Genomic DNA, 17566 nt, shown 5'->3' on the forward strand with positions numbered 1-17566 from the left:
ATTTCGCATATTGAATAAGAAACCCGAATATCGTAAGATTCTCTCATTCCAAACCGATTGCATGTTGCAAGCAGGAAGAGCCGTGTGGATAAGAACTGTATAAGAAAGGACTAAAAACGTCTCTTATAAATCATCTCACATACCAAAGGCTGTCACAATATTGAGAGCTAGCAAAGTGTGTGATGAATGCCGACACTTGCCCCCTTCATAAGCATAAAGATGGTGGTACTCAATGGGTTTACCATTATACCCTTCATAAATGACGTCGCGAAATGGGCTTGGAAGCGTTGAGAAATGTTTCTTTAAAACGAGCGCACGTAAGTGCACCTCAATGGTGTTTTATTCTTTGAAACACTCTAAGATCAAAAGTTTAACATTAAAACAAATACTTGGTTTTCTCTTCGATTTGGACAAAGCGTCCTATCAGATCCTGTCTGCAAATAGTCCAGATTTTTGTCGAGTGGATTTCATTTAGCTTTCCATTCATGTAATTCATTTAACCAAAGGTTCTATAGACAAGTCCTTCACTTGATCCCACCACGTACTCTAAAAACACTTATCAAGGCGTTTTACATGCCTTATATAATCACACTTAAAATGACGATATTTACGGCATAACAAAATAACCCCAAATCTCTAGGTTATATTCATCTAAACCCATGAATTTTATAATGACTGATTGCTATTATACAGTATTATTCTTTCACTGAAATCTTCCTGCTCATATCCTTTCCAAACAGTCCTCTTCATTCTCACCGTGCACAATCACAACACCCTTTAAACAAATAGTTCCCCCCCCTGTTTTCAAGTGATAATATCTCCTTTCTTCATTTTTCGAGCATACGTTACACCTCTCAGTGTTGTTTTCTCACTTTTTAAAAACTCATTGGACTTCGTGTAAATAGGTTTGGCCGTCCTCTTTTCCCTGGTCCTTTTTTAGGATTATATCCTCTTTTTTTACCAGAATGTGACACAGGTACTAACTTAGCTGCTGTTATGAATTCGCTGTTATTTGTGCAAGAAAGTTCTATTTGAAAAACTTCAGATAAGACCTTGCGAAGCTGTTCACCAGAAAAAAGACCTATTGGAGGAACAGCTGAAGATGCTTTCTGTATAAGGTTTTGGGACGCCAAAAAACTCGCACCCTGAGCGATAGAGATTGAAGCGAAAGTAGCAAAAGCTGTAATAAAATATTTTATGTTCATAAATTTAACCTCATCAAATATCCATAATGGATTTTACCTAGTGCCTTCATTGCAAATTTCTAGAGAAAAATAATATGTTTATAGATAAAAAGTGAAAATCCTTACAAATAACGCTTTGGAAACGTTTGATTTTAAAATAAAAGCAAATTGCCCTGCTCTGCCAACATAGAAATCACTTATTGAGTAATAAATAAAGGCACGAAGTATCTTCTGAAAATAAGAAACTATACAAACTTCAAATTAACACAGTGATTTATATATATAATTTATATTTCCTCACACAAAATGAGTCCCTCGAATATCAGAATACTCTCTCATTTCAAACTTGTTCATTATACATGAAGCAAATTTATTCGCTTACACATCATAAATGAGATTTGTATATAGATAAAACTCTTGAAAAAAGGGGGAGATTCTTGCGAATCTGTTTAAATGCAAAAGCTATTGCAGCATTTTGACTTAGTAAAAAGCGCTCTTGCTAACTTGTTTCTAGCACACTTTTCTAGGAATTGCTCTTTGCATTGTTCAGCATAATCGTGGTTATCTTTATAGATTAATCATATAATATATTGATTTATAATGATAGTTTAGCGTTATTCATATTGAATAAAAACCCTGAATACCTTAAGATTCTCTCATTCCAAATCTTTTTCATGTTGAATCCATCAAAACCATTTGATTGCATGTTACAAGTGAGGAGAGCTGTGTGGATAAAAAAGACTAAAAATGCCTCTATGAACCGTCTCAAGTGCTAAGGACTACACAACATTGGGAGTTGGCAAATTGTGTAATGCTATGGCTTGTTACTCCATAAGCGTAAAGATGGGAGTGTTCAACAAATTTTATACCATATTTGGGGGCTTTATTGTTATACCACTCATAAGCACCGCCGTGACATGGGCTTGGGTGCCGGTTTCTTTAAAAAAAAGCACATGAATTAGCAACACAAATATATTCCGTTTAAGGCGTTCTGTTTTACATGAAGAACGTAAATCCATTAAAAACGTGAGAAACAAAAGCGTGAGGCAATGCGTAATCTCTATTATTTAACAGACATTGCTTTAGATACTTTTGAAAGTCGTAAAGCAGAATTAAAAATGATGGTAAAAATGAGATTTGGTTTTTATATTTACGCCTTCATATTCTCCCCCAATTAGGCTGTATACCGGTTTCAGAGATTTAAGTCTTCCAACCTACCATATGTTTCCAGACTCTCCTCAAAATTTCTTTTTTCAAATAAAACCTGTTACAAAAATAAAAAATATGAATTCGCAAAAATACTTTGATTACCTAAACTTCAAATGAAATAGTACTTAAGAATTTATTATAACTCTTATCAGAAAAGAGGAGAGGATAAAATGCCCATAATGTACAAGCATTTTGTCCTCTCACATCAATAATTAACTCCTTTTAAAAACCAATTTTAAAGTTAGCTATGCGCAAAAATATCCACTTCCGCCCATCCTAAAAGGTCAAGCTTAGCTCTCATAGGCAAAAATTGAAAACACGCCTTGGCAACACTTTCTCGCTCTTCACGTCTTAAACGTTCTTCAAATATAACTTTTAAACGATGCAAATATAACACATCCGACGCAGCATATTCAATTTGTGCCTGTGATAACGTTTCTGCCGCCCAATCCGAAGATTGTTGCTGTTTAGAAATATTCACATTTAGCAATTCATTACAAATTTCTTTCAAGCCATGACGATCCGTATAAGTACGCGTGAGTTTAGAAGCGATCTTTGTACAAAAAATAGCTTCTGGCATAACACCAAATGTATGCGCTAAAATCGCAAGATCAAAACGCCCAAAATGGAATATTTTGATAACTGCGTTATCTCCAAGAAGCTTGACCAAATTAGGTGCACTCTTTTGTCCTTTAGCAATCTGTATAACGTCAGCAGTACCATCTCCAGAAGAAAGCTGAACAACACATAAACGATCACGATATGGTTGTAACCCTAAAGTTTCGGTATCAATCGCAATGGCATCAGTTTTATAATTGTCTAAGTTTGGTAAATCACCTTGATGAACACGAATCTCAGCCATTTACCCTCCTACTTGCTAAAGCTGCAAGAATACGCGCCCAAGACCGCTGCCCCTTATGAAACGATTTTAAATTATACTTTTCATTAGGAGAATGAATACGGTCATCAGCCAGTCCAAAACCAACCAAAAGAGTCTCCATACCAAGAATTGACCGAAAATCTGCTACAATTGGGATCGAGCCCCCCATGGCTGTCAAGACAGCAGGCACTTCCCACTCTTGTGATAAGGCATCCTTCGCCTCCTTGATAAAAGATGAATCATCAGAAATCTGAAGTGCAGGAGAAGAACCGTGATTCTTAAATTCAACCTTACAATCAGCAGGAATTGAGCTACGTACATAATCACGCAACGCTTGGCGTATTTTCTCTGGATCTTGCTTATGCACCAAACGACACGATACTTTTGCACTCGCTTGAGAAGCAATAACCGTTTTCATCCCCTCCCCTTCATAGCCGCCACTAATACCATTAATTTCCATGGTAGGACGTGCCCATACAAGCTCTAAAATGCTCCGCCCTTTTTCACCAACAGGAATAGAAAGCCCTATAGGACCAAGAAAATTTTCAGCAGTACAATTAAGTTCATTCCATAACTGCAAAATCTGTGGAGGTGTTTCTTCTACGCCATCATAAAAACCAGGAAGTGTTACCCTATTATTTTCATCGTGAAGTCCTGCTAAGATTTTCGTTAAAATACGAATGGGATTAGCTGCTACTCCTCCAAAATAACCAGAATGCAAATCACGATTCGCTGCTGTAATAATAATCTCTTCTGCCATAATTCCCCGAAGAGAAAGAGCAATAGATGGTGTATCCGCATCCCACATTGACGTGTCACAAACCAATGCATAATCTGCCTTAAGTTCATCTTTATTTTCTTTTAAAAAAGGAATAAGGGAAGGAGAAGCACATTCTTCCTCACCTTCACATAAAATAGTAACTTTAACAGGAAGCTGCCCTGTTTCTTTCTTAAATGCACGACATGCTTCAATAAAAGTCATCAACTGACCTTTGTCATCTGAAGCTCCACGAGCACAAATAACTTTCTCTCCATCTCTCTCTTTTAAAGAAGGTGTAAATGGATCATCCTCCCATAAACTCAAAGGATCAACAGGTTGAACATCATAATGTCCGTAAAACAACACATGCAAACAATCATCCGAAGGTCCTGGATGATGCCCAACAACCATTGGATGACCCGGTGTATCACGACGTGAAGCCTCAAAACCGATGCTTTTTAAATCCTCTACTAACCAATCAGCTGCTTTACGACATGCATCCTTGTAAGCCGAGTCTGTAGAAATCGATTGAAAACGTAAAAGAGAAAAAAGGCGTTCAAGGCTCTTTTCTATATTTCCATCAAGATGTGTTAGTACTTTATTCAGCATAAAAAAACCTCTCAAGCCTTGTGTAATTATATTATAGATACGACGACTTTAAGCCTCTTGTAAGATTTTGCAAGACACCTTATTCATTTTTGGCATTGTGAGCAGTAAAAACTTGAACGTCCAGCCTGTAAAATACGCACAATAGGCGTTCCACATTCCAAACATTGCTTACCTTCTCGTCCATAAACTGAAAAAGCATGTTGAAAATAACCAAGTGAACCATCTATATGCATATAATCACGTAAAGAAGAGCCACCAGACAAAATGGCTTCAGAAATCACATTGCGTATATTTTGTGCTAAAGAATCTGCAAATTCACATGCACGTGCCGTTTTTGATGCCAATGTAAATGCACCACGTTGTGGCGACAAACGACTCCGCCAAAGTGCTTCACAAACATAAATATTCCCAAGACCTGCAACAATAGACTGATCAAGTAAAACGCTCTTGAGAGACATTTTTTTATTAACAAAAGCCTTTTGTAAATAACGACCAGAAAACGAATTACTCATAGGTTCAAGCCCTAGCTTATTTAAAAGTGGATATTCATAAAGCTTGTCCGTATTGACTAAAAGCATAAATCCAAAGCGACGCACATCATTATAAATAAGATGATAAACTTCACCATCCCTTGTTTGAATATCCATGACAAAATGATCATGCTTAACTAATTTACTTGTCGTTGAAAAAACTGTTCTTAAAAGATCATTCTCTATACGCCATGAACCAGACATTCCTAAATGGCTTAAAATCGTTTCATCCTGAGAAAGATGAAATAATAAATATTTCGCACGCCGACCAAGTTCTATAATTGTTCTGCCAATAAGGCGCTCAGAAAAAGCCTCAGGAAAAGGAAAGCGCAAATCTCTACGATTAAGTCTGACAGATACTATCTTTGCATCAGTTACAACAGGCTCAAGTCCACGACGAACTGTCTCTACTTCAGGAAGTTCAGGCATCTCTCTTCTTTAATAATTATACACTTTCCAATTGTATCACCAATAAATTGACTTCTTTTCCCCCCTCAAAGAACGAAGGTTTCCTCTACATCTGCTCTATAAGAAACAAATTTTTGATGAGTGGATTTCTCTTGGCGTCCTACTCATATGAGTCACTTAACTAAAGGCTTTATAGCCAAGCCCTGCCTTGAATATTCACCAAACACTCTAAAATACTTAACGTATCAATGAGGCTTACATCCCACTCCACATCGAATGCGGCATAACAGGATTAAGCCCATTCACCCTTACGAAATACAGGAACTCTTACACCATCTTGGGTAATGCCATCTATATCAATTTCGCCAGAACCAATCATCCAGTCAATATGAATGACACTTTTATTACCACCACGTGCTGCAATCTCTTCTGACGTCAATGATGCCCCATCTAAAAAGCATTTGGAATAACATTGCCCTAAAGCAATATGACATGCAGCATTTTCATCAAATAAGGTATTATAAAAAAGGAGGTCACTCTTAGAAATTGGTGAAGAATGGGGCACAAGAGCAACTTCGCCCAATCGGCTTGCACCCTCATCACTTTGCAAAACCTGTTGCAAAACTTCCTGACCCGTTGATGCACGAGACTCAACAATACGCCCTGCTTCAAAACGTACTTCAATATTATCAACCAGTGTTCCTTGATAGGAAAGTGGTTTCGTCGAACGAACAAAACCTTCAACCTTATGAGCATGAGGAGTCGTGAAAACTTCTTCTGTCGGAATATTCGGATTGCAAATAACACCATTTTGAGCAACGGATGCACCACCATGCCATTCATGATCATCTGCCAAACCAACAGTTAAATCAGTCCCTGGCCCTGTAAAGTGTAAGGCAGAGAAACGCTGCTCATTAAGCCAAGATGATCGTTTCTTTAAATTCTCGTTATGGACACCCCACGCATGTACTGGATCTTCTTCTGTAACACGTGAAGCAGAAAAAATTGCATCGGCTAATTTTTTAATCGCCTCATTCAGTGGTAAAGAAGGAAACATTGCCTCAGCCCATCCTGCTGTTGGATAAGCAACAATTGACCAATTTATAGAAAAATTCGATATTTTTTTGAGAGCAGGCTGGTAAGCTAGTGAAGTCGCCTTATTCAAACGCGCAACCTTATCAAAATCTTGATTGGAAAGGAGCAAAGGATTATCACCAACAATTGCTAAACGCGCTGCCCCATTTTCAAAAGCCTTTGCCATTCCCTCATAAAGCCAAGAAGGGGCACAATCAAAACTAGCTGTATGGGCATTTTCAAAACGTGTAATCGATAACATATCATCACTAAAAATTGGTGTAATGACACCAGCACCAACCTTATAAGCATGATATGCAATACGCCGAACAAAAGGTAATGCTGAAACTGGAGCAGTCAAAACAAGATCTTGCCCCTCTTGTAAATTCAACCCCACTTTTACTGTAATTTCTGCAAGACGATTAAGCATTTCAGGCGAAATTGTCTCATGAATATCAAAGTACATTACCAATACCCTTCTTTAAATAAAATGCGTTCTTTACGTCGTCATATTATAAATTGTTTTTTAGATCCTTTGAGTTTACTTTCTCTACGTATATTGATGCGTGTCATTATCGCTAAAGGATCACTTAATTCATAAACCGCAATGGGCGTATAACCCTTCTTTTGTCGTGAAAACTTACCAGTTTCTGTGTCGTTTTTCTAACATTGCAACAATTGCATTTAACTGATCTGATGAAGGCAAAGTCATAATCGTTTTATTTTCCTCTTTCCTAGCTAGATGTTGAGGTGCATAGGCAGGAATAGGAACTTTATCAAGCTGTACCATAGCAAAATGCGCAGGATGTGCCGTTTTGGACTGTGCTACTTCTATCGAAGGAGATGCACTTTTCTCTACCTTTACTCCCCTACTTTCTGTGCCTTCATCTATAAAGCTTGGCGCATGACCAGAACGTTCTTGAGCAAAAGCATAAGCAACATCATAAGGGCGATTGTTTGTAGGAACTTGAAGTTCCCCATCACGTGATCGTTTTTCATAAAAAGCATTTCCCCCTGCAACCTGAACATAATGCATGTTTTTATACGGAAAAGACAAACCAGCGGTATGAAAAAACTTAGCGTGTTTAACTTTCTTATCTCGTTCACCCCGTAAAACAGCATCAGCCGCCTCTCTTACACGAGCAACAGATGCTTTCTCCGTCATAGGACGCGTTAAAACACCAGGAGCAAACTGCTTATATTGACCAACAACACCACAAATCGTCTTAGGATAGGCGGTTGAATTAACACGATTCATAACAACCGTCCCAACGGCAATCATTCCTTCACGGCTTGTGCGATTTGATTCAAAATACATCGCTCGCATAAGACATTGACGCTCTGTCAATGGATACGTAACTGTTTTTGTCTTATTATTATTTACTTTTCCAGTATCTAAACGATTTGAAGCACACCCCACAACAACTAACGGCGCTACACAACAGGTAACAAAAACATTCCAACGATTTTTTTTCATCTTATGCAACACATTCCTATAATCTCTGAGCTATTCAAATTTTGAAATGAGCTTTAAATGTATCTCTTAATAAAGTACATAGCCGATTGTTACCACTCAGTAAAATTTTAATACAAGAGGTAATAAAAAAATATCTATGCAAAATAAAAAATAAAAAACTCTTAATTTACAGATCAATATTGTTATTCTTCATGGTCCAATATAGGCCATAATAACCCACACGTTTCAATTACAATAAAGCAACACTATCCACTTCTTCTACATCCAAAAAAATTTGGATACCAAAACTCTTTGCATCGATATTGAAAAAAATAATACAGATATCCCCTTTAATATAAAAACATAAAATTTTAACAAAATGATCTAGAAGAAAACTCCCCTCCGGCCATAATACGAGTGATGATATCATCCAATATACAAATATGTCAAACCAAGAGTTAGCAATCTGCCATGCTTCTCTGAAAAAACTCTTTGTTGCTTCTTTGTACTTTTCCATAATATGGCTATCTTATTCTTTCTATAGCCGCACTGTAAGAAAATACTCATAGTATCTACAAACTTATCTTATACATATAAGAAAAATTTTAATCTATTTTCTTCTCACCTACCCCAACTTTATAAGTAAGGTCATCGCGAGGACGATCAGAAGACATATGGTAACCCGTTATGATATAATGCAGCATTTCAGCAATATTAGTAACATGATCACCAATTCGTTCAATATTCTTTAAACAAAACAGCAAGTGTGTACAAACCGTAATATTGCGCATATCTTCCATCATATATGTCAAAAATTCACGAAAAAGAGAAGTATACAAAGCATCAATCTTCTCATCACGCTCACGCACAGCGTCAACACGCTCTAATAGGCGACTCGTATAAGCATTTAAGACTTCTTTTAATTGATTGAGTGCTAAAGCTGTAATTGTTTCAAGCCCATGATAAACAGAAGCAGATTGACGTATTTCTGAAAGTGCAACTGTCCTTTTAGCAATGTTTTTAGCCATATCCCCAATCCGCTCAAGATCAGAAGAAATACGAATGGCTCCAATAATTTCACGCAAATCAACAGCCATCGGTTGGCGTTTGCAAATAATAGCAACCGCTTTTTCATCAATGTCACGTTCTGCTTCATCTAAAAACACATCATCGGCAATCACTGTCGTTGCAAGTTGAAGATCACTACACACAACCGATGCGACAGAACGTTCAATCATCCTTTCTGCATGGCTCCCCATTTCTGTAATCCTTGCTTTTAAATATTTTAGTTCTGCATCATAAGAACGGACAGTATGGTTCATAGACATATCTTACACTCCTCAATTCACCTATCCAAAACGCCCCGTAATATAATCTTGCGTCCGTTGCTCTTTTGGTGAGGTAAAGATCATTTCAGTTGCACCAACTTCTACCAAGTGCCCTAAATGAAACATAGCCGTATATTGAGAAACACGTGCAGCCTGTTGCATGGAATGCGTTACGATAACAATTGTATAATTTTGCCGTAATGCATCGATAAGCTCTTCAATCCGTGCCGTCGCAATGGGATCAAGAGCTGAACAGGGCTCATCCATCAAAATAACTTCAGGACTAACCGCAATAGCACGTGCAATACACAAACGCTGTTGTTGTCCCCCTGATAAACTTGTTCCAAGATCATGAAGACGGTCTTTTACTTCTTCAAATAAACCTGCCTGCCTCAAACTCTTTTCAACTATATCATGCAATTCAGAGCGCGTTTTAACTAAACCATGAATGCGTGGACCATACGCAACATTTTCAAATATAGATTTTGGAAAAGGACTAGGCTTTTGAAAAACCATTCCAACACGAGCGCGCAATTCTACAACATCAATCCTCTGGTCATAAATATTTTCCCCATCTAAAGTAATAAGACCGGTTGTTTTAGCGCCTTCAATCGTATCATTCATACGGTTAAAACAACGCAAAAAAGTCGACTTTCCGCATCCTGATGGACCAATCAAAGCTGTTACTTGATGTTCAGGAATATCAAGTGTAATACCGTGGAGTGCTTCTTTGTCTCCATAAGAAACCTTCACATCCTGACCTCGCATTTTAATCTTCATTGCAAAAATTCACCTTACAAAAATCTTATCAAAACTGTTATTTTATTAAAATTACTGGCGGCGTTCAAATCGTCGACGTAAACAAACCGCAGAAATATTCATGATTGCAAGAAAAATCATTAATACAATAATAGCACCTGACGTCTTTTCAACAAAAGCGCGCTCTGCTTCACCCGCCCACATAAAAATTTGAACAGGCAAAGCCGTTGCTGGATCCATGGGGGTTGTAGGAATATTAACAACAAAAGCAACCATTCCAATCAGAAGCAAAGGCGCTGTTTCACCCAAAGCCTGTGCGACTCCAATAATTGTGCCTGTCAAAATACCAGGCGCAGCTAAAGGAACAACATGATGAAAAATCATTTGTGTTTTTGATGCTCCCAGTCCTAAAGCTGCTGCACGAATAGAGAGAGGAACTGCACGCAGAGCAGAACGTGTTGCAATAATAATCGTGGGAAGAGTCATGAGCGCTAAAACAAGACCACCAACAAAAGAGGCTGAACGTGGTAATCCTAAAAAATTAACAAAAAACGAGAGTCCTAAAAGACCAAACACAATTGAAGGAACAGCTGCAAGATTATTGATATTAACCTCTATAAAATCTGTAAATTTATTTTTGCGTGCATATTCTTCCAAATAAAGAGCCGTTGCTATGCCTATCGGAAGTGAAACTAATAAAACGATGCCTATCATATAAAGAGAACCAATAATCGCAACACCTAATCCCGCAGTCTCAGGACGACTTGAAGCGCCAAATGTAAAAAAACCAATATTAAATGTTTTATAAAGCGTACCATCATGCGCTAAACGCTTTATCCATTCTACTTGTCGATTAGAAACTTTACGGTTTTTTTCTGCTACACGCAGATCAATCTGTCCCTTATAAGCAGAATCAATATCCGCAGATGCCAAAACCTTAACTTTTTGCATTGTGCCAATCAGTTTTGGATTCTTTGTTACCATTTCACGCAGCTGAACGCGGACACCATTTGAAAACATACGGTTAACTTCTCGAAGAGAGGCGCGGTCATTTTGATCTATATTAAGTTTCTTTGCTAAAGCATTGCGTACAAGAAGTGGATAATTCGCCGTCATGAGCACTCGCGGTTTTGTTTTATGTTGACCACTTGGATCAATGATCTTTTCATCCAAATAAATCAATAATGTCATTTCACTTTGAAAAAAAGCTGTATAACCCTGACTAATGATAGACCATAAAAGCGTAAATAAAAAAAACAAACCAATAAAAATAGCAATCAAACCATAGGCACGAAAACGACGTTCAGCCCAATACCGACGCTTGAGGCTAATATTGCGACGAGGGAAAAAATCTTCATTCATTCATATTGTTCCCGATATTTACGCACAATATAAAGAGCCAGAATATTCATCAAAAGTGTCATAACAAAGAGCGTCATCCCTAAGGCAAAAGCCACCAGAGTTTGTGGAGAATTAAACTCAAAATCACCGGTCAATTGATTAACAATCTTAACAGTCATCGTAGTCATTGCTTCGAAAGGATTGAGTGTTAAGTTTGCTGCAACACCTGCCGCCAAAACCACAATCATTGTTTCTCCAATTGCACGCGATGCCGTTAACAAAATGGCCCCCATAATCCCTGGAAGCGCTGCTGGTATAACAACTTTTTTAATTGTTTCAGATTGCGTTGCGCCTAAACCATAAGAACCTTCACGTAAAATGCGTGGAACAGCCGTAATAACATCATCCGATAAAGAGGAAACAAAAGGTATCAACATAATTCCCATCACAACTCCAGCGGTCAAAACACTTTGTGCCATAATAAACCCAACCCCATCTGAGAGAGAAACAGAGAGATCACGTAAAAATGGTCCTACAACCTTCAAAGCAAAAAAACCATAAACAATGGTTGGAATGCCAGCAAGAACTTCTAATAATGGTTTTACAATTGCTCGCAATCGCGCAGAAGCATACTCAGCCATATAAAGAGCTGAAAATAGCCCTATAGGTACAGCAAAAAGCATGGCGACAAATGCAATATAAAGCGTACCAGCAAGAAGCGGTATTAAACCAAATTGTCCTACTTCATCGCTTGAGCCGCTCGCGGAAAAACGCGGATCCCAAACTGTTCCTAAAAAGAAATTTGAAAATGATACAGACTGAAAAAAGCTTACTGTCTGAAAAAGCATAGAAAGCGCAATGGCTATTGTTGTCAAGACTGCAACAATAGATGCACAAATTAATCCAATAATAATAAAAGATTCAACCTTATTGCGCGCACGCTGATGAGGCGCAATTTGCACCATTCCACAGATAAAACCCAAAGACGCAATAATAAAAAGGAAACCATAGCCTATAAACTTAAGCTTTTCAGAAAAGAATACCCACGACTGTGCTATTTTGAACACATCATCCGATGCTTCACTAGGTAAAATCAATCCCTTCGCGAATAACTGTGCCTGCACTTCCTTATAGGAAGCGGTAGAAAGATTCCCCTCAAAGCGATGAATCATTTTGACGAGACTTCGAAGTGTCTCCCAAAGCAGATCATGATTTACAGACTTTGTTACATGCGCACTATACGCCCCAAGCTCTCGAGAGGCATTATATTCTAAATAAATTGTACTCCCAGCATCCCAAACAATTAAAAAAATAAAAGCTGGAATAACAGTAATCAAAAATGTCCACCAGCCATAATAATACGCACGAGAATGCATCTTATGTTGTTTGTATTCAAGAATGCGTGCTCGCATATAAGAAATACAAAAGCCACAAAATCCAAAAATCAATAATAGAAAAATAATGAAGGAAATGCGCATTTTATCTTTCAGTTTTTATAAAAAATAGCACCTAAATTTCCTATCCCAGAAATCCAACCAATTATTCCCTGCAAATTATTTCAATGTCATTACTCGACCAGTAGAAAAATCAGAACGCTGTGCTTGACGCTCCTTTTCAGGAGAAACAATCAAACCATATTCAGCCAAAGGACCATCTGGACCAATCATTTGATCAGAAAGAAAAAAGTCAACATACTCTCGCAAACCTGAAACAATATCTAAATGTGCTTTCTTAATATAGAAAAAAAGCGGTCGAGAAACTGGATATTGTCCACTAGAAATCGTCTCAACTGTTGGCGCAAAACCGTTAATATCGGCAACCTTTAGCCTATCAGCATTATTTTGATAAAAAGACAAACCAAAAATACCAACCCCTGTTTTATTAGAAGTTAGACGCGCAAATGTTTCAGAATAATCACCATCAATATCAACCGCTTTTCCATCCTTACGTACCGCAATACAAGCAGTGTGTATCTCCTTATCATCCATTCCTAAAGACTTCATCACCTCAACTGCCCCACTCTCTTTACACCCCTCAGTAAGTAATTTTTCCTCAAAAACTTCACGCGTCCCATGCTTCTCTCCAGGAATATACGCTGCTATCGTCCAATCAGGAAGAGCACTATTAACTGCACTCCATTTCAAAACATTATTCGGTTGCAACTTTCCATCTATAATAATTCGAGCAGCAAGAGCTTTATAAACATCTACTGGCTTTAATTTCCAATCAGGACCTTTAATATCTGTTGCAAAAACAATACCATCATACCCAATACGTATTTCCTCAACATCTTTTACACCAGCATCAACACAAGACTGTAATTCACTCGGTTTCATGGCTCGCGAAGCATTAACAATATCAACGGTGTTCTCCCCAATACCACGGCAGAATTCCTTAATACCAGCTCCTGTTCCACCCGATTCGATAACAGGAACCTTAAAATGGGGATAAATTTCTCCAAATGTCTCAGCAACAATCTTTTGATAAGGTAAAACTGTAGATGAACCAGTAATCTGTATTTGATCGCGCGCATTGCCTCCATTTGCTGACAGCAGTAGCGCAAAAATCAATCCCACTCCAATTGATAATACCCTGCTCATCTATAAACTCCCTAAAAATTGAGGACAAAGCCTCTTAATTTATATCATACGGTCATTCTAGTTCACATTTGCAACATAACAAATATAAAAAACAACATGGATCATTTTTTTAAAACCATGTTTTTGTCCTCTGTCAAATAAATTAATTTGAACGCTTGAACTCAATAACATCCCAAAACAAATGAGCAACATCTGTACCGCAGAAGTGTTTAATTTCACGAATTCCTGTAGGAGACGTCACATTAATTTCTGTTATATAATCTCCGATCACATCAATCCCCACAAAAAGAAGACCACGTTCCTTTAAGGCTGGAGCAATGCGTTCACAAATCTCATAATCACGTTTTGTTAACTCAACATTTTCCGCGCGACCTCCAACATGCATATTAGAGCGCACATCTGTTTTTGTCGGAATTCGATTAATAGCTCCAACGGGTGTACCATCAAGCAAAATAATCCTTTTATCTCCTTTTCGTACTGCCTCTAAATAGCGCTGAACAATAAAAGGTTCATGATAAATTTCTGCAAACATTTCCAACAATGATGCTAAATTGCGATCATCTTGTTTTAAATAAAAAACACCAGCGCCCCCATTTCCATAAAGTGGTTTAACAATAATATCGCCAAATGTCTCTCTAAAAGCTGTTATTTCTTCAATATCTTTGGTAATTAATGTTTCTGGCATCAGATCAGAAAATTCAGTAACAAAAATTTTTTCTGGACTGTTGCGTACCCATGCTGGATCATTCACAACGAGTGTTTTAGGATGAATACGTTCTAACAAATGAGTCGTCGTGATATAATTGAGATCAAAAGGTGGATCTTGGCGTAAAAGAACCACATCCATATCTGTTAATTCCGTGCGAACAGGCTTTTCTAATTGATAGTAGTTTTCCTCTTTATCATGCACAATCAATGGCTCTAGTCGTGCAATCACACAACCATCGCACAGAGATAAACGATCTGGTGTATAATGGAAGAGAGAATGTCCACGTTCTTGTGCTGCTAAAGCGAGTGCAAATGTCGTATCTCCTTGAATCCGAACTGTTGAAATATGATCCATCTGAATAGCAATTTTCATAAATAAATCCTCCCTATCCTAAAAGCAGACTGGTCTATGCACCATAAACTTAGTAAACAATAAAAGAACTATGACAAGAGAAAATTTATGACACAAGAAACAGATACAAAATTAAACAACAAAGAAATCGAACGCTATGCACGCCACATCATTTTGGCTGAGATTGGTGGTGCAGGGCAACAAAAGCTAAAAAAAGCACGTGTTCTTGTTGTGGGCGCTGGTGGTCTTGGTGCTCCTGTCTTAACCTATTTGGCTGCCGCAGGTGTTGGAACCCTTGGAATTGTCGATAACGACATCGTTTCACTTTCCAATTTACAACGCCAAGTTATTCATAAAACAAATGCAATAAACAAAAGAAAAACAGACAGTGCTGAAACCACTATAAAAGCAATAAATCCCCATGTTGTAGTTGAAAAACACACCCTACGCCTAGATAAAAGTAATGTGGATAAACTGCTCAATGCTTACCACATCATTGTTGATGGAAGTGATAATTTTACGACACGCTATCTTCTTGCTGATCACGCTGCCCAATGCAAAAAACCTTTAATAAGTGGTGCTGTAGAACGTTTTAATGGTTCATTAACCGTCCTTATGCCGTATAAAGACAATAATCCTCACTATCGCGATTTATTTCCCACGCCTCCGGCTCACGGAACTATCCCAACATGCGCTGAAACTGGAATCATCGGTGTTTTACCTGGCGTTATTGGGACCCTACAAGCAATGGAAGTTATTAAAATGATCACAAATATTGGTGAACCCTTAGTGGGAAAAATTCTTCTCTACAATGGATTATTAGCGCAATTTAATATTATTACTTATAAACGCTCAAATTATAAGGAAAATGCCATAGTTATTAAGAAGCTTGGGGAATCATGATTATGTCTCCTCGCGCATTAATTTTTAGCACTCTCGCAATATGTATTGAAATACTGATGTTTTATCGTAAGTCATCGAAACACTGTAACCAATGGAAACTATTAAATTTATCACAAATATGGAAGACCTTTTGTGAAAAAATAATTCTCTATAATAGCTTATCAGCATAATTTCATGTCATCGTCTATAAATGAACAAAGACTCGTGCAAACTTAGCTGCCATCAGTATTCTTGTGTAAAAAATTTTCGAAGTAGATAAAAATATAATCAGCAGAACTCTATTTTACTATTTACACATAAAAATTGCTTCACATGAAAGTGCTTACTTCAAACCATAACCTGTAAATAAATAATCTAAATCATAGTTTAGTTATCGATACTATAAAAGATCAATGATCTGTCCCTACACCTCTAACCTCAAGAGAAAACGTCTATTCATCAAGCATCATAAAACGCAGCTTAGGATTATTGCACGTATAAGAATAATCAATTGTCTCTGTCCATAAGAAAAATACATGGGTATTGATGTGTACAGAAAGATTCTGTTAAACCTCATGGAGAGCTTTAATTACATAATTATTGCATTCAGAAGAAGAAAGCTGCGGCTCATGAATTTATAATCCTTCAGCAATAATTTCACAGACAAGCATATGTAGAAAAAGTGAAGCAAACGAATCTTGAAAATCAATCTGCAGATGACAGCGTAAAGAGTGCATTTTTATAAAAGATCTCTTTAAAACAAGCGAGTAAATATGTAACATTAAATGTATTCTGTTTTGAATGAGGGACGTTCCCCCTAACAAAACATCGATAAGAGCTCTTTTGATAAAACCGTGAAACTAAAATTACAAAAAATCAGACTTCTTTCTAAAATTAACATCTATGGTATAAGTTAATTTGGCTCGTTCGCTTTATTATTATCCATTGGTAAAGGAACAGGATGATCGGATAAACTGCGTAAATAAAGCAAAAGATCGGCACGATCTTGATCATTTTTAATTCCACGAAAAGACATAATAGTCCCAGGAAAAGCTTCACGTGGAGAATGTAAATAACGATCCAAAGTGATAAAATCCCATTTTTGATCAGAATGAGAACGCAATGCCCGTGAATAAGCAAAACCTGCTGCTGATGCCAAAGGGCGATTAACAATCTCCCAGAGAACTGGACCAACACGCCCTGCTTCATTGCGTCCAGAAGTATGGCATATGGCACATTGGCGAAAAAGTTTACGGCCATTTTCAAAATTGCCTTGTCGAAGACGGCTATTTAGTGATAGAGAAACATCAGGTGCTTTTTGTTTTTCTTGAAATGTATCATTCTTGGCAACTGTATGATAATATTGGGCTGATGTAGGATGATCGTAAACTATATTGCTGAGTGTAGAAATCCCCACAATAATGACCAGCACACATAAACAAGCACAAATAAAATAAATAAATCTCGAGCGATTCATAAAAACTCA

General features: G+C 37.5%; 15 protein-coding genes and 2 pseudogenes. 3 read left to right on the forward strand and 14 right to left on the reverse strand.

Features of this window, described 5'->3' with window-relative positions; genetic code table 11:
* Window positions 1-203: 203 nt before the first annotated feature.
* Window positions 204-347: pseudogene (locus ACFIJ9_RS04660) on the forward strand (integrase); the annotation flags it as partial.
* 528 nt (window positions 348-875) lie between these two features.
* Here ACFIJ9_RS04660 and ACFIJ9_RS04665 read toward each other — a convergent pair.
* Complete coding sequence (locus ACFIJ9_RS04665) at window positions 876-1205, reverse strand: hypothetical protein (protein ID WP_375635962.1); 330 nt, start codon at window positions 1203-1205, stop codon at window positions 876-878.
* Window positions 1206-1939: 734 nt separating this feature from the next.
* On the opposite strand from ACFIJ9_RS04665, the pseudogene ACFIJ9_RS04670 reads away from it, so the two are divergent.
* Window positions 1940-2385: pseudogene (locus ACFIJ9_RS04670) on the forward strand (integrase); the annotation flags it as partial.
* 249 nt (window positions 2386-2634) lie between these two features.
* Here ACFIJ9_RS04670 and ACFIJ9_RS04675 read toward each other — a convergent pair.
* The 12 genes from ACFIJ9_RS04675 to gshB all read right to left on the reverse strand — a co-directional run bounded on the left by ACFIJ9_RS04675 (window position 2635) and on the right by gshB (window position 15219).
* Entirely contained in the window at window positions 2635-3255 is a 621-nt protein-coding gene (locus ACFIJ9_RS04675; protein WP_375635963.1) for a ribonuclease D, read from the reverse strand.
* Window positions 3248-4642 carry a M20/M25/M40 family metallo-hydrolase gene (locus ACFIJ9_RS04680; RefSeq protein WP_375635964.1) on the reverse strand — a complete coding sequence of 465 codons (1395 nt, stop codon included), beginning with the start codon at window positions 4640-4642 and terminating at the stop codon, window positions 3248-3250. Before ACFIJ9_RS04680 ends, ACFIJ9_RS04675 begins: the two co-directional genes overlap by 8 nt.
* Before the next feature lie 83 nt (window positions 4643-4725).
* Window positions 4726-5601: a bifunctional DNA-formamidopyrimidine glycosylase/DNA-(apurinic or apyrimidinic site) lyase gene (gene mutM, locus ACFIJ9_RS04685; protein ID WP_375635965.1), complete on the reverse strand. Its 876-nt coding sequence runs from the start codon at window positions 5599-5601 to the stop codon at window positions 4726-4728.
* A 271-nt stretch (window positions 5602-5872) separates the two neighbouring features.
* Window positions 5873-7120 carry an aminopeptidase gene (locus ACFIJ9_RS04690; RefSeq protein ID WP_375635966.1) on the reverse strand — a complete coding sequence of 416 codons (1248 nt, stop codon included), beginning with the start codon at window positions 7118-7120 and terminating at the stop codon, window positions 5873-5875.
* A 174-nt stretch (window positions 7121-7294) separates the two neighbouring features.
* Entirely contained in the window at window positions 7295-8131 is an 837-nt protein-coding gene (locus ACFIJ9_RS04695; RefSeq protein WP_375635967.1) for a cell wall hydrolase, read from the reverse strand.
* Window positions 8132-8360: 229 nt separating this feature from the next.
* Window positions 8361-8627: a hypothetical protein gene (locus ACFIJ9_RS04700; protein ID WP_375635968.1), complete on the reverse strand. Its 267-nt coding sequence runs from the start codon at window positions 8625-8627 to the stop codon at window positions 8361-8363.
* A gap of 88 nt (window positions 8628-8715) precedes the next feature.
* On the reverse strand, window positions 8716-9438 hold the full coding sequence (phoU, locus tag ACFIJ9_RS04705) for a phosphate signaling complex protein PhoU (RefSeq protein WP_375635969.1): 723 nt from the start codon (window positions 9436-9438) through the stop codon (window positions 8716-8718).
* A 21-nt stretch (window positions 9439-9459) separates the two neighbouring features.
* Complete coding sequence (gene pstB / locus ACFIJ9_RS04710; protein ID WP_273787813.1) at window positions 9460-10218, reverse strand: phosphate ABC transporter ATP-binding protein PstB; 759 nt, start codon at window positions 10216-10218, stop codon at window positions 9460-9462.
* A gap of 51 nt (window positions 10219-10269) precedes the next feature.
* Window positions 10270-11559, reverse strand: a complete 1290-nt coding sequence (gene pstA / locus ACFIJ9_RS04715) for a phosphate ABC transporter permease PstA (RefSeq protein ID WP_375635970.1) — start codon at window positions 11557-11559, stop codon at window positions 10270-10272.
* Complete coding sequence (gene pstC, locus ACFIJ9_RS04720; protein ID WP_375635971.1) at window positions 11556-13016, reverse strand: phosphate ABC transporter permease subunit PstC; 1461 nt, start codon at window positions 13014-13016, stop codon at window positions 11556-11558. Before pstC ends, pstA begins: the two co-directional genes overlap by 4 nt.
* 75 nt (window positions 13017-13091) lie before the next feature.
* Complete coding sequence (locus tag ACFIJ9_RS04725) at window positions 13092-14138, reverse strand: PstS family phosphate ABC transporter substrate-binding protein (protein ID WP_375635972.1); 1047 nt, start codon at window positions 14136-14138, stop codon at window positions 13092-13094.
* A gap of 142 nt (window positions 14139-14280) precedes the next feature.
* On the reverse strand, window positions 14281-15219 hold the full coding sequence (gene gshB, locus ACFIJ9_RS04730; RefSeq protein WP_375635973.1) for a glutathione synthase: 939 nt from the start codon (window positions 15217-15219) through the stop codon (window positions 14281-14283).
* Window positions 15220-15306: 87 nt separating this feature from the next.
* On the opposite strand from gshB, the gene ACFIJ9_RS04735 reads away from it, so the two are divergent.
* Window positions 15307-16101 (forward strand): molybdopterin-synthase adenylyltransferase MoeB, encoded by a 795-nt coding sequence (locus tag ACFIJ9_RS04735; RefSeq protein ID WP_375635974.1) that lies wholly within the window; start codon window positions 15307-15309, stop codon window positions 16099-16101.
* Between the two features lie 892 nt (window positions 16102-16993).
* On the opposite strand, the gene ACFIJ9_RS04740 is transcribed toward ACFIJ9_RS04735, so the two are convergent.
* A complete protein-coding gene (locus tag ACFIJ9_RS04740; protein ID WP_375635975.1) occupies window positions 16994-17557 on the reverse strand; it encodes a c-type cytochrome in 564 nt (187 codons plus the stop codon).
* Between the last annotated feature and the right edge of the window lie 9 nt (window positions 17558-17566).

Origin of the sequence: Bartonella sp. MR90HLJMH, assembly GCF_042194115.1 — a bacterium.
GTDB classification, from domain to species: Bacteria; Pseudomonadota; Alphaproteobacteria; order Rhizobiales; family Rhizobiaceae; genus Bartonella; species Bartonella grahamii.

Coding starts and splice junctions, on each gene's coding strand:
- ACFIJ9_RS04665 (WP_375635962.1), bottom strand. CDS start 1,205: ATGAACATAAAATATTTTATTACAGCTTTTGCTACTTTCGCTTCAATC.
- gshB (WP_375635973.1), bottom strand. CDS start 15,219: ATGAAAATTGCTATTCAGATGGATCATATTTCAACAGTTCGGATTCAA.
- mutM (WP_375635965.1), bottom strand. CDS start 5,601: ATGCCTGAACTTCCTGAAGTAGAGACAGTTCGTCGTGGACTTGAGCCT.
- phoU (WP_375635969.1), bottom strand. CDS start 9,438: ATGTCTATGAACCATACTGTCCGTTCTTATGATGCAGAACTAAAATAT.
- pstB (WP_273787813.1), bottom strand. CDS start 10,218: ATGAAGATTAAAATGCGAGGTCAGGATGTGAAGGTTTCTTATGGAGAC.
- ACFIJ9_RS04700 (WP_375635968.1), bottom strand. CDS start 8,627: ATGGAAAAGTACAAAGAAGCAACAAAGAGTTTTTTCAGAGAAGCATGG.
- ACFIJ9_RS04695 (WP_375635967.1), bottom strand. CDS start 8,131: ATGAAAAAAAATCGTTGGAATGTTTTTGTTACCTGTTGTGTAGCGCCG.
- pstA (WP_375635970.1), bottom strand. CDS start 11,559: ATGAATGAAGATTTTTTCCCTCGTCGCAATATTAGCCTCAAGCGTCGG.
- ACFIJ9_RS04690 (WP_375635966.1), bottom strand. CDS start 7,120: ATGTACTTTGATATTCATGAGACAATTTCGCCTGAAATGCTTAATCGT.
- ACFIJ9_RS04725 (WP_375635972.1), bottom strand. CDS start 14,138: ATGAGCAGGGTATTATCAATTGGAGTGGGATTGATTTTTGCGCTACTG.
- ACFIJ9_RS04675 (WP_375635963.1), bottom strand. CDS start 3,255: ATGGCTGAGATTCGTGTTCATCAAGGTGATTTACCAAACTTAGACAAT.
- ACFIJ9_RS04680 (WP_375635964.1), bottom strand. CDS start 4,642: ATGCTGAATAAAGTACTAACACATCTTGATGGAAATATAGAAAAGAGC.
- ACFIJ9_RS04735 (WP_375635974.1), top strand. CDS start 15,307: ATGACACAAGAAACAGATACAAAATTAAACAACAAAGAAATCGAACGC.
- pstC (WP_375635971.1), bottom strand. CDS start 13,016: ATGCGCATTTCCTTCATTATTTTTCTATTATTGATTTTTGGATTTTGT.
- ACFIJ9_RS04740 (WP_375635975.1), bottom strand. CDS start 17,557: ATGAATCGCTCGAGATTTATTTATTTTATTTGTGCTTGTTTATGTGTG.